This is a genomic window from Gracilinema caldarium (genome assembly GCF_029265695.1).
Lineage (GTDB): Bacteria > Spirochaetota > Spirochaetia > Treponematales > Breznakiellaceae > Gracilinema > Gracilinema caldarium_A.
The window spans coordinates 72,568-86,636 of the sequence record NZ_JAJUHW010000008.1 but is presented as its reverse complement, the minus strand read 5'-3'; the positions used below and the strand labels follow the sequence as shown (position 1 = coordinate 86,636).

3 protein-coding genes are annotated in these 14,069 nt (G+C 55.7%); all 3 read right to left on the bottom strand.

The genetic code is table 11. The features are described 5' to 3' along the window. The coding region (locus Q7P68_RS04560) for a coiled-coil domain-containing protein (protein WP_304223372.1) at positions 1 to 7,808 on the bottom strand (7,808 nt) is incomplete at its 3' end. Beyond that, positions 7,805 to 10,915, bottom strand: coding sequence for an efflux RND transporter permease subunit (locus Q7P68_RS04555; protein ID WP_304223370.1), 3,111 nt, complete (start codon positions 10,913 to 10,915; stop codon positions 7,805 to 7,807). The genes Q7P68_RS04560 and Q7P68_RS04555, both read right to left, overlap by 4 nt. After that, positions 10,905 to 14,063, bottom strand: a complete 3,159-nt coding sequence (locus Q7P68_RS04550; RefSeq protein ID WP_304223367.1) for an efflux RND transporter permease subunit — start codon at positions 14,061 to 14,063, stop codon at positions 10,905 to 10,907. The genes Q7P68_RS04555 and Q7P68_RS04550 overlap by 11 nt, the downstream gene beginning before the upstream one ends. Positions 14,064 to 14,069: the final 6 nt, after the last annotated feature.

Here is a 14,069-nt window from a genome sequence, read left to right as displayed (position 1 = left end):
GCGGCCTTCGCTTCCTCCGCTCCATTTGCAAGGCTCATCGCAGGATTTTGGGTATCCCAGGCGCGGCCCCCGGCTTCTGCGTCGAGGCCTACCAGGGCAAGCACCGCCCCAGTGGCAGCTTCCTGGGCAGCCTTCGTTGTAGAGGATGCCCACTGTTCTTTCTCCTTAAGGCCCTCTGAATATGCACTGTCCCAGGCGAGGCTCCCTGCTTCATAGGCCTCTCCAAACCATTTCTGCCAGCTTGTATACCGTTCACGGAGGCTTTCAAGCCCCACCTTCCAGTCTGCCCGGCCCCGTTCTAGGATGAGTCCCGCCGCTTCCCGCCAGGCTGCCCGTTTATCCGCCAGGTCCTGCCCCTCCATCTCCCACTCGGCCTCCCGGCCAAGCTGCTCTGCTTCGAGCCGGGCCTTGTAGACCCGTCCCACAAGACTTGCATATTCCTGTCCCATCTGGGCATATTCGCCCTGGTAGCGGCTTGAGCTTTCAGTCAGGGTCTCAAGTCCCGCTTCATAGGCCGATGCTAGCCGTGCAAGGTGTTCCTTCCGGCTTGCCGCTTCCTTCCCGTAGGCAGCTTCCGCTGCGCGAGAGAGTTCTGCCTCGCTCGCCTTCCCCTCAAGATACTGAGCCAGGGTCTCCCGGTAGGTCATTTGAGCTTTTTGCCGATCTCCTTCGTCATCGGTCCAGGCGGTTTCCAGTTTCCGTTTCTCATCATCCCGTTTGCTCCGGCTCCAGCTTGAAAGCCGTACCAGAGCATCTGACACGTTGGTAATACTTTTATCAGCAGCAAGGCCTGAGCTTTCCCAGTAGCCTTTCATTTGGGTAAGCTCGGTGCCGCTCAGTTTCCCGCTTGCCTTTAAGGCGATTTCCAGGATCGACCAGGTAAAGACCGTGCCTTCGGTCTTTCCTTCCAGGGCTGCTATCCGGTCATTACTTGCCTTGTAGGCCGCGAGGGTTGATACAATTCGCTGTGGTTGTTCATTAATATACTGGATACTTGCATTCATATTAGTTTTTCTTTGATTCCATGCTCCAGCATAATGGTTCTGGCACTTTTCTAATTTTTCATACTCCATTTTTGCCCACCAGCCATAAAACCAGTTGCTTCTTCGTCCACTTTCCCAGTTCTTCCAATAGGTTACAATAGAATCCATATGTTTATATTCAACATAATCTGTCATGCTGTTAAATATTTTAGTTAATGAACCTCCTCCTCCAAGCAATACCAGTGTCATGAGTGTTTCCATATCCTCACGTTCACGGGCAGATAGTTTATTCCAGGCCTCTTCCTGGGCTTCTGGTAAGCCTGGATCGGTGTATCCAATTATAACATAGACATCGGTTTGCGAAGCTTCATCGTACTCCCAGCCATATATGGGCTGAACTCCTGCTCGGTAGTAGTCCATACGGTCTTTTAATTTTTGGTAATGAACATCAAAATCTCCTTCATTTTGACGCAAAGTATCTGCCATCTTATAAGCGTCTTTTATACGGGGAAACATGTCTTTATTCTTTTGGATAAGTTGTTTCATGAGATAATCCCGAGCAAGCCCCCAGGTAATTAGTTTATCCTGAGTAAAATGATAGCTTGATAGGCGCTTAGCAAAATCCTGCATTGCTCTCTCATAGGCTGTACATTCATAGAGATCTGTTCCAAACTTATCGCTCTTCTCAAAATAGTCTTTTAAATTTGCGACATTTTCGGTTGTTACAAATTTCAAGGTAAAGTCTTGTGTATAAGCAAGACGAACCTGACCATTAACAATAGTAATAACATCTTTCCATTCTCGTTTACTCTTATCATCCGCTGGTTTATAGTCTGCGTCGTATTGAACTGGAGAAGCGGTGAATGCAGGGTTTGTTCCTGTTCCTTCAAATACAGACTTATAATACGTCTGATTCAGTTCACGGTTCTTTTCATACTCCCGAGCGAGTGCCTGGCCGACCTGGTCTTTGACCTTTAAGGTGAGCATCATGCGGGAAAAGCTTTCATGGTAGTCCTTATACAGGGCATTGTAGTTCTCGTCCTGGTAGGGTCGCTTTTCCGTAGTGGGGCTGTATAAGTTTTTCAGGGCTGCCAGGGCTATATCGGCCCGCCGTTTGCGTTCCTGGCTGTAGGCGAGTTCCGCCGCAGGGCCCCGGTATGTGCCGCCGAGGCTGTCTTCGGTTCCGAGATAGCTTGTGCTGGCCCAGCGTCGGATGGCGTCTTCCTTCTCGTAGACCTGGCGGGCCGCTTCTAGCTTTGCATAACGGTCCTGAGCGGCAGCATAGGCAGCTTCGTACATCGATCCAGTTTCGGCAAAGTTTTGGGCATCTGCACGGTAAGCTGTGGCTTTTTCCTGGTAGGCGGTGCGGCTTTCGGTAATTGCGCTCGAGAGCCTATCCAGTTCAGCCCTGAGGGCATCAGGTTTTTTTGCGGCCAGGATCTCTTTCCCATAATTTGCAATGGTATCCTGGATAGACTTTTTCCGCTGGATCGTATATTGGTAGCGGTTCAAGGCCTCGCCGTATTGGTCTTGCCGTTCCGTGGGAGCGTAGTCGATGCTTGCCTCGTCCCAAGCCTTGGTAGGCTCTGCAAGGTAGGCTTTTATCTTTGTGCGGTAGTTTTGATCCTGGAGTGTGTCTGTAATTTGCTCTTCCCATGCAGCAAGACTCGCTCCCAGGTTTCGGTGAAGGAGTTCCATTTCGTCCCAGGTGTCTGCCAGGCTTCCTTCCTTCCAGCCTGCGGCGCTGCGGACCATGCCGCTTTCCCCTTCGGGATTCCCTGCCGCATCCCAGACTATGTTTTTATCATTGTCAGTCCGGCAGGGATCGAAAAAGATTCCATCCGCCAGGTACATGCGCCAATGATCCCGCCCCTCCTCTTTCGCCGCCTCTTCCGCAGCTTTTTGTGAAGCCAAAGCCTCCGCATAGGCAAGCCGGGCAAGGAGTTTTGATATGCCGGCAGAACGAATTGCAAGGGCATCCTGCAGGTAGCTTCCCATCCACTGCCTGAACAGGGTATTGGCCTGATCTTGAGACCCGCTGCCCCCAGCAGGGTTATAACCGCTGGCAGCCTCTTTTACCGCATCGAGGGCCGTGAGGTAGGGATCATTCATCGATCTAGTTTCTAGGAATGTGGCAAGCTCAATTCGGTCCTGGATGGATAGGGCGCTTTGGGACAAAGCCCATGAGAGCCTGTCGCCGCTCACCGCGGTACCTCCGTAGGCGCGGCTCCGTTCCACAATCCGATTAAATCGGTCTGTTTCTGCGCTTATACTTTGGGCAAGGCTCGTGTAGCCTGCCTCTTTAAGGCGGCTTATAAGCTGGTCCCGCTCGGCTGAATATAGGCCCCCTGTTTCTTGCAGTATAATTCCTTTAAGGTAATAAATAGCTCCTGTATTATAGAAGGAACTAGCAGGATTTTGTCCCGCAAATAGTTCCCGGTTTAGGGAAAAATCATTATTCTTTACCAGATTGATGAGCTCCTTCGCCCCTCCTTGGCTTGAAAGATCCAGGATTTGCAGCACCGCCTCGAGGTGTTTTTCCTTGCCCTTAAGAGCCGCTGCGAGGGTGAGTGCCAGGGCCCGTTCTTCGTAGATGCTCCCAGCGCCGTTTGTATCCCGCATCTGGCGTACCGCATCGGCCAGGCTGGACAGGGTATCTTTTGTTATTTCTTCCGGCTTTAGTTCATCAATATGGGCTTCTTTAAGGGTAGTCGATACAAAATATGCGAGGCCTTCCGTATCAAGTTCAGAAAAAATCTGGTAGAACCGGGCGGTGCGGGCTCCTTCGCTGAGGGAGGCCGGGTCAGGCCGGTCCCGGAGTGCATCCTGCATGGCCAGGGTGGCCAGGGCTTGGCATACCGCCTGCTCACGGAGAGTTTTGCTTGCATAGCTAAAGCTCGCATCCGCATCAGATGTCAGGGCATTCCGCCGCGCCTCAACGGAAAGGGCAGAAGCATCGCCGAGATGAGCGAGGATGGAGGAACTTATGAGTCTCATCACTTCGGCTTCAAGAATGCTCTGTGGTAGCGCTCCGTACTGGGATGCACCGGTATCCAAAAGGAGACACAGGGCTCGCATATCGCCTTCGGCGCTGCCATAGAGTTCTTGCTGCACCGCTTGCAGATTCTTGGTTGCGGATAGCTCTTCCTGTAAGGAGGCCTGGAGTGTATCCTGGCTCGATGGGGCTCCGGCTTTTCCGCTGTAGCGGGCCTTAGCAGCCACATACTGAATGAGCCCCTCTTTCCAGCGGGAGAGGTCCTGGGCAAGCCAGATCGGAGCAAGGCCGGCCGCTTTATCAAAGGAAACTAAAAAGCGTGCCAAGGCTGCTTCCGTTCCCTCCGGGTCAGATAGGAGTTTGGCAGCCAGGGCCGCGGGATTCGGCAGGTCCCCATAGGTTTGACTTTGACTGAGTCCCGCCGCAGTAAAGCTTTCCTGCAAGGAACGCCAGAACTGTTCCTTCTGGGTCGTCCCCTCCGCAGCGCTGGCACTTCCATAGCGTTCATAAGCTGCGAGCCGCCCCCGGCTCCGCGCAAGCCTCTCAAAACTTATGCTCAGGGCTGCGGCGGAAAGGTCTATGCCCTCTGCTGTGGTGCAGAGGCTTTCTCCCCGGATGATGCGACGACTTGTTTCATCCTGGGCGGCCCGATCTTCCAGGGCTTTTCGGTAGGTCTCCTTATCTACCCCTGCAAGCTGCGCAAGGAGGGTCTTGAGAGATGCAAGGCTTGCTTTGATTCGATTTGCAGCTTCAGCGCCCACGCGGCCCTTGAGACCGCTCTGCAGCAGTACTTTCTGCGCCGTAAGTGATACGGGGGCCTGTTCATCAACCAAACAGGTATAAACTGCTTCTTCGAGCTCTACCCGTTCAAAGAGGTATCGGCGTTCCGCCTGTTCTGCGTCTTCGGCAAGTACGGCACCGATTCCCTTGTTCTGGATTGCGGTATTCTCCTGGGTACCCCCTCGGTTTGTGTACCAAAGGCTCCAATCTGTAGCAGCGAGGAGGCTTATCGCATCGAGCCGGCCTTCCAACTCTGACTTGGCGCTTCCTTTTGCTTCTCGGGCAAGGTCCACCATAAGCGAGCCTAGCTGTTCTTTTTCGGCCCCCTGGGCTTTCTGCCACCGTTCATAGGCTGCTTTAAGGCTCCCGTAGAGCGGGTGGCTGCTTTCGAGTCCAAAATCCTCGATACGGGAAGAAATATGTGTATTGTCCTCTGGCACGGTGATGGCTGTATAGCGGTCCTGTAACACCGACAGGGCCTCTTCGCCGTAGTCGCCCCGGACAAGGCTTTTTAGGGCGAGCCCCGCCGCTTCTACCGTTCCGGCTATACCATACCGTTTTGCCTTTTCCAGATACTCCACATAGGGGGCATCGTCCCCCGATTTTTCAAGGAGCCCATACTGTTCCAAAAGGTCCTGGTACCGGCTCCGCAGTTCCGTTTGAAGGTAGGAAGCACTCCCCACCATATAAACGGACATTTTAAGGGCATAGGTCTGATTCAGTTCCTCCAGGTCCCGGTCCGCCTTGGCTAGTTCCGCTGCTGCCTGGGCGACCTGTTCACGGACCTGCTGAACCGTAGTTCCCGCGCTCGAGAGGGCTGCCTGGGCTTCCGTATATGCTGCGAGGGCATTGTCATAGGCAGTCTTCGCGGCCTTCCATGCGGCGACGCTTTCCGCATCGGTGGTTCGTCCGGCGGTGAGGTCCTCCGCATACTGTGAAACAGCCTGGGCTATGTCTACCCGTTTTTGCCAGTAGGCTGCCACCGCCTGGCTTCGAATCAATTCGATCTGGTATTCATCAAGATGAAAATCTTCGCTCGTTTTAGAGGGATCGAGAATGTCCACCAGGGCTCCGGCGCCGCTTCCGATTGCAAGACCAAAGTCCTTGGTCAGGGTGTTCAGGGCTTCCCGGGCCCGGTTAGAATATTCAGAGTAAATAGCCATCCATCGTTTAAGCTCCACACCGGCCTGAATCAGGTCTGGATCAAAATTAGCGCCAAGGGCTGCCCGGGCATCCCGGGCGAGGTTCAGCGCGGCGTCGTTTTCCGGTATGCTGGAAATGGCCGTTTCGAGCCTGTAGTAGAGGGCATGGGTGACATCAAAGCTGTTTTTTGCAGCCACATAGTCGGCCTCCGCTTCGGCATGTTTTCTGTCATAGTTAATATACCAGTCTTCCCAGTACAGCCGCTGCGACCGGGCCTGGTTGAGCTGGTCTTTAAGTTTATCCAAGTCAGCTTGCGAAATATAACTGGAATCATCATCGGTATATTCATCAATCTCATTCTGAAGTTCTTCTTCTTTTTGTTTGGCATTTTCGTAATTTATTTTTGCCTCGTTTTTGGTCCGGTTCCGGAGGGCTTCTTTTTCGTTGAGTTTTTGGAGGTCAGTCCTATAGCTTTCAAGCTGTTTGTACCGGTCCCGTGCCTCGGTCCAGATGGTTTTCAGGCTGCTGTCGGTCCAGGTGCGGAGAGCGCTATCCCCCATATCGGGGGCTGTTTTTTGGCTGTTTTTGTCAGCCAGTTTTTTAATCCAATACTGGCTGCTTTCCCGGGCGCTTACGACCATGGTGCCGCTTGTAACGTAGGTATCCACCCATGCCCTGGCCCGGTCAGCCCCAGCCTGGCTGCGCAGATCCGCGTCCCTCTGAAACTCCGCTTTGGCTTCCGCAATTGCCCGTTCTAAAGCATCGCTAGCCCGCTTAAAGGTTTCTTCACCGGCCTGGAAGAGGCTTTTTGCCTTGGATTCCCAGATCTGCTGTTCCTTGGCAAGGCTTTCAAAGGCCTTGGTCCAGGCTTCTTCCCCTTCGCGGTACCGTTTTCCCGCTTCCTGCTCCCATTCGATTCGGCGGAGCATGAACCGTTCTTCCGCCTTCTGCCAGGCATCGAGTCCCCGCTGGAACTGTTCCTTATAGGCCGCAAGCCAGTCGGCCCCCGCCAGGGCCAGGTCTCCGGTGCCGGCCGATGCGGCTTCTATTTGGGTCTGCAGGGAGGTAAGACTCTGATCCAGGCTGGACTGGGTCTCCCTGATAAGCTGGGCAACAATGGCCGAGGCAGCCTCGCTTTCGCTTTTTTTCCTTAAGCTGTATACATCGCCGGTACGGCGGGCCACAAAGAGCCGTTCTTCCTGGGAGGCCAGAGCTTCCAGTTCTTTTCGCTTCCGGTTTACAAGCCGCTCCCCGAGGGCTTCAAGCTGTGACGCAAAGCTAGACCTCCCTTCTGGCGCCACGGAACCTAAAAGTTCAGGGGTATAGGAAGCCATGAGGGTTCTGAATTGTTCCAATGCCTGTTCCCGCCCCTGGGCAACCTGGTTCTGCCATGCAACCCTGTCCGCGGCGAGCCGGTCCAGCCCTCCATCTTCGGGCCGAATCACCAGGGGATCCCCGGTGGCACTGTCATAGAGAATGTTTCCCGCAACATCGGTTTTATAAAGGTAGGCAAGATTTGCCTTCCGCACCGCAGCATTTTCCGCGGCTGAAAGGCCTGCTGCCCGTTCAGGGAAAAAGCGCCGCTCGAGCCACTGGCTAAAGCGGCGTTCTATCTCTTCCCGGGACCAGACATCGAGCCGTTTGGCTGCCGCAGCCCGTTCAGTCTCATCCTCATAGAGTGTCAGGACAAGCCGCTCCCAGGATTGCCGGGCCAGAGTAATACCGTTGTCGGCGGTTCTCATCCATGTACCAGGATCCAGTGCCACATCCGCCCGGGAAAAAGAATAATCTACGGTTCCCGTATCAAAACCCTTTACATCGGGCTTTGTATCCGCCTTGAGATGCAGATGGGCCAGAACCAAAAGGTTCATCAACAGTAAGGATACTTTTTGGAAATTCGATTTCATGACTGGGCTCCTTCTGGTAAGGATGATGATCCCGCCTGCTGCGGGATGCTTGGTATGGTAAAGTCCGGCCAAAGGCTAGCTAGGGCAGGAATGAGACTGATAGAAGACAGAGCCGAGGCACTCACCCCCAGGGTACTCACCAGGGCAAGGGAACGGACTACCTGGTTTGCCGCTCCGGGGAGAAATAAAAAGGGCACCGAACCGATGACGGTAGTAAGGCTTGTGGCGGCCAGGGCTGAAAAACGCCGGCGCAGGGCCCGGTATAGATAGCCTTCCCGGCGGACCGGCCCCCCTTCCCGAAGGGCTTCCACCGCTAAAACCGCCGCGTTAACCGCAATACCGCTCACGGCCACAAAGGCGCAGGCAAGGGCCAGATCGATTGCCGAACCGGAGAGGACCGTCGCCAGGGCAGGTATGGCTAAAGAAGGGGGAACAACTGCGAGAACCGGCAAAGGGGCTGCAAAGGATTCGGTGGCGACGGCGATGACCATAAAACAGAACAGGAGGGCCAGCATGAAATAGACCGTAATGCGGGAAAGGGATTCGGCCGCCTCTGTCGCCTCCCGATCAAATTCGACCGAATAACCTGGCGGAAGCGTTTCCTTGGCGAACAGGGGGCGCAGACGGTCCCGGATCCTGCGGGGATCCATAGGACGGGTGCGAACAGAAAGGGAAGCCACCCGGCGCCGGTTTTCCCGCCGGATAGATGAGGGTTCCCGGTCACCGGTCTCCGTGAGGACTTGGAAGACCCTGAGAGGAGCCTTCAGGGGTATGGCTAGGAGGCTGCTCCGGTTTATCCGGTCTTCCGTACCGTATTGGAGCCGTACATCCATTTCGCCCCCTTCGGCAACCCGTTTGTAAATGACCGGTCCGTAGACCGACCTTTTCAGTGTATCTGCCAGGGAAGCGGTGCTGAGACCGAGGGCTGCCATTTTTTCCCGATCCGGGATAAGGCGGCTACGGAGGCTCCCTTCCTTAAAATTGAGCACCGCTTCCCGGACCTCTCTGTCTCCCTGGCAGCGAGATGCGAGCCTTCGGGCTATGTCCTTACAAATTTCTGCATCATCCCCAGCCACGGTAATCTTCCAAATACGGTCCCGGGAAGAGGCTTCGGGAATATAGACAAAGCCGCCGTATACTGGAATGGAACGGACAAGGTCTCGAACTTGCTCTACCGTTTGCTTACGGGGATCAAAGGATACGAGGAGCGAAGCGGAACCGGTCCGTGCGCTGGTCTGCACGGCCTTGATGCCATCCTTGCTACGCAGGGATGAGACATAATCAGCAAGTTCTTCGTTTACCTTTTCGGCCAGCAGTCCGCCCTCACATTCTATCTGGGCATAAACAGAGTCTTCCGATGGGAGGGGGGCCGTATCGGCCCCGGCGGCTATCATGGCAGTAAATCCCACAATTGATAGGGCGGCAAAGACCAGCACCGTAAGCCGGGGCTTCCGGTAGGAAAGGAGCATAAGACGCGATGCAGATCGGCGCGGTGCGGCGGATAAGCGCTGCAATGAGGAGCGGTGCGGTGCGATGGACCGTTGCAACACAGTGAGACGGCGCGGTGCAGTAGCCTGGTGCTGCAGGAAGCGCCGCAAGATACGCCGCAAAATACGCCGTGCCCGGCCTTTCAGAGCCTGTATCCAGGGAATCGGAAGAGAAAAACCGATAAGGGGAGGCAAAAACACTAAAGATACGAGGAGAGAAAGGGCGGAACTAACACCGATTCCCCAGGCGACCGCACTGATCATGGCAGAATCGGAACCGAGCAGGGCCAGGGGAAGCAGGGCCGCAATGGTGGTGAGGGTGCTTGCAAATAGGGACGGGGCCAGGGAAGCGAGGGCTTTTTGTTTGCTTACAGTATTTCCAGCGCCTCCGACTCGTTCAAAGACTAAAATAGTACCGTCCACCGCAGCCCCTACCCCGCAGGAAAGGCCCGCAAGGCTTAAACGGTCCAGGGGAAATCCAAAAAGGCGCAGCAGGGCCGCCGAAAACAGCATAATGAGGGGAACCGAAAGGAGCCCCATAAGGGGATCGGCGCCGATAAAGAGAAGCACCGCCAGGGCAACCGCCCCCGTTCCCTGGAGGGCTGCGGAGAATACGGACCTGAGGGCCCGTTCTTCCTCTTCCCCCCGATCCGAAAGGACCCGGAATTCCAGCGGGAGATCAGAAAGTTCTTGTATGGTGCGTTTGATATCCCGGGAAAGCTTACCCATGGCAATGCTGCCCTGCTGGGCCTGGGAAGATCCCATGACTGAAATAACCGCTGCGGTTTTCCCGTCCAAGCGGGCAAGAATTTCTGGATACCGGTCCCTCTCCTGAATGGTGCCTAACTGAGAAAGGGGAACCACCCCTCCTGAAGGGAGATTTACCAGCCGGTTCAGTAAATCCTGGACAGATCGGGATTTTCCGTCCAGGCTCATCATAATTTCCCGATCCCCGCTCCGAAAGGTTCCAGCGGGGACTAAAAGATCCCCTTCTGCCAACTCTCGGGCGAGCATCCAGGGTTCTATGCCCCGGGCAGCGCAGGCTGCTTCATCCAGCTTGATACAGAGCTCCGGAAGCCCCGTACCGGCCAGTTCCACTTCCCCCGCGTTTTCAAGCCGCTCCAGGGCAGGTTTTACCCTCCGTTCCAGCATGGTTCCAAGGGACAAGTCCTTACCCGTAGTGACCGAAGGGGAAAAGCCTTCTTTATAGAGCACCGCCGCGGACCAAAGGGGAATCCGGCTGTCCCGGGAGCTCGCGATTTCTGGCCGTTGTGCGGAGGGCGGGAGGCCCTCATAGACAGCCTGGGCCGCATCCCTGACTGCTTCGTAGATGCCCTTGTTTGATCCTGAGAACTGGGCCAGCACCCTGACCTTACCCTGTTCACTGGTGCTGACAAGCCGCTTTAAACCTGGAATGGCAGAGAGGGCATCCTCCAGGGGGATGGCGACGGTCCGTTCCATTTCCTCTCCGTTAATGCCATAGTGCCGTATCGTGATCGCATAGGAAGCATCAGCGGAGTCTCTCCCAGCGGTGCCTTCATCCATAAGGAGCAGCGAAAGAGCAAGGAGTACAGCGAAGCAAAGCAAGGCCAGGGTTCTCAGGGGCTTATCAAGCAACATGGGAAGCCTCCCGGCGGGACAAATAAGGAACAAGCAGGGGCGGAAAGGCAAGGAGAGAAATCAGGGTACTGGCCGCAACGCCGCCGAACATGGCGGCCGCCATGGACCTTTGGGAAGGTCCCAGGGGAGAAACGATGACCGGCAGCAGGGCCAGCAGGGTTGTTGCGGTGGTAGCCAGAACAGGCCGGAGCCGTTCACGGGCACCGCGGTATACCGCCAATACCGGCTGCAGTCCCTCTCCTATCTTGTCTCTTCCCACTTCGTACAGAATGATGACGTTATTGACCGCAAGTCCAAAGAGCACCACAAGGCCAAGGACGGATCCAGAATCCAGCCCCGCACCAACAAGGAAGAGAGCAGGCCCTGCCCCTGCAAGAGAAAAGGGAATACTTACTAGGAGAAGCAGCGGAAGGCTAAAGGATTCAAACTGGGCTGCAAGAGAGATATATAATAGAAGAATAACGAGTAAAACGGTAAAAAGAAGCGTTTTTTGGTACCGGACAAAGGCTGATTGGTCCGCATAGGAAAGGCCCTTGAGGTCCTTGACCGCCCGTTCCAAGCTACTACTTAAGGATTGTCGGCTCCTGTTTTTTCCGCCGCTGCCGGCAGCAATCCCGCCGCCCCCAACGCCACCGCCGCGGGGGAGCACATCAATATAAACCACATCGGAACGGTCAAGCCGGGCTAAAGCGGCTTCGCTTTCCCTTTGTTCAATCAGGGCAATGCTTCCCAATAAGACGGGGCTTTTCCCGCCCTCGTTTGCAGGGAGCATTTCTAAACTGCCAAGAGCTTCGCCGCCGAACTTTTTGCCCAACACCCGTATATCGATAGGCCGGCCATCCCGCTCCATCCGGGCCGCCACAAGGCCATCGGTATAAGCCATGAGGGACCTGCCGACAGTGAGGGTGGAAAGCTGGGCCGAGGCGGCCATATCCGGCTTGAGGGTGAGCCGTATTTCCGGCCTGAGCAGGGCGGGCCTCCAGGACAGGCTCGCTCCAGGTAGACGGGACGCAAGTTCATCCATAATAAGCTTCCGTTCCGCCTGTAGTGTGTCGGGATTCTCCGCCTTAAGGGCCACGGTGTAAGCGGAAGAGAGGCCAAGGATGCTCTCTATCTTGTCCTGGGGAGGCTCAATGCGCAGGCTGGCATCAAAAAGGCCTTCCCGGACCAGGTATTTTCGAAGCATAGAATAGATTGATGAAATATCGGCGGACTGTTTCAAGAAACAACGGAATTGAACCAACTCCTTCCGGTATTCCGTGGAGGATCGCCGCAGGCTATCTTCCGTTTCCGAGCCTGCCCTGCCAAAGACCAACGCAAAGGAAGGAAGCCCTGAAAGCAAATTTCCCACGGCTTCGCTTTGCAGGGCGACTACATCCAGGGCTGTGCCCGGCGGGAAGGCAAGCTCGAGCCTGAGTTCGTCATAGCCGCCAGAGGGGGTAAAGCGGACCGGCCGGCTTATTAAAAGCAGGGTACCTCCGACAACCGCCAGGACCGCTATACCCCAGAGCAGGCGGGGGCGGCGGAAGGATAAGCGCAGCAGTTTTCCGTATAAATTGTCAATCCAACACAGGAGGGCCCCTTTGGCAGTTCGAGGGCGGCCTTTCCAAAGGAATCGGTACAGTGAGGGCAGGATAAACTGGGCGTAGACCCAGCCTGCGGCGACCATGGCCACGAGGCACACCGCCATATCACCGAAGAGGCTTCCCAGGGGACCAGGCAAAAACAGAACCGGCACAAAGACAATGGCCGTGGTAATGGTACTGCCCAGGGATGAGGATGCCACCGTGGCAACAGTATCTGCCACCGCGGCGGCCCTGGGTCTTTCAGCCCGGGGCTTTTCAGCCCTGGGTCTTTCGGACCTGGGGCGGTCTGGGCTGGATTGGCTTTGGGGACCTGAAGGGGTACCAAAGCTGCGATCCAGCAGTTCCAGAATGACCACTGAGGTGTCCGACACGAGGCCTATCCCCAGGGCAAGACCGCCGAGGCTCATGCTGTTAAGGGATCTGCCTGAAAGCGCCAGGGCTGCCAGGGCCGCTGCTGCAGAAAAGGGGAGAGAGAGCAGAGTAAGGAAGCTGCCCCGCCCGGAGGGAATAAAAAAGAAAATCGCCAGGATTACCGCTAAAGCCCCCAGAAGGGCGCTCCTTCCGAGATCCGCAAGGCCCCGACGGGTTGCAGCGGAGCCATCAAAGACAAGAAAGACCTCTGCGTCTTTGGCAAAATCCTTTTGAGCCTCCGCCAAAACTTCCCGCACCTTTTTTGCAGCCTGGATCGGATTGGTACCACTCCGCCGGTACAGTTCAAGGGCTACCGCCTCTTTGCCGTCGGCGATAAAAATACTTTTTCGATCCTGCTTTTCTACCCTGATTTCTCCAACATCCTTCGTATACAGGGGGCCGCCCCTGGTGGGCAAGGCAAGATTCGGTAATGTTTGGACCGATTCGGGCTTTCCGGCACAGACAATCACCAGTTCCTGCGTTCCTTCCCGTCCGGTTCCAGCGCTGACGTCTACCCATTCGGAACCGATAAGCTGTGCCAGGCTCGATGCCCCGAGTCCCCGGGCAAAGGAACGTTCAGGATCTATCCGGAGGCGGACTTCCTCTTCCTGGCCCCCTACAAGCACAACCCGGCCAATTTCATCAATCCGTCTAAACCGGGACCGCAGCTCATACTCCGCCAGGTGCCGGGCAAATTGAATATCCTGAGTCCTGGACCGGACACCCACAATGGCAATCGGTTCCGTCTCGGGGTCTCCGCTGATTACCAGGGGCCGCCCCGTGCCTTCGGGCAGTTGGGGATATACCGCATCGATGGCTTCACGGACCAGAACCGCCGCCGCAGAGGGGTCGGTCCCCCAGGCAAAGTCAAGGACAAGGACCGCTTCCCCGTCCCGGGAAACACTCCGGATGCGCTGCAGGGATCGCACCGATGCAAAGGCATCTTCCAGCGGAATAGTGAGCAGGGAACGGACTTCCCGGGCTGCCATACCGGGATAGGGTGCATCAACCTGTACCCGGGGAATTTCAAGGCTGGGCAGTATGTCTACCGGTAACATGGATGAGCCGATGCCTCCGGCGAGCAATACCGCCAGGAGCACCATGCTGACTCCTACGGGTCTCTCAGTACAAAGCCTGATAATACTCCGCATAAGCTT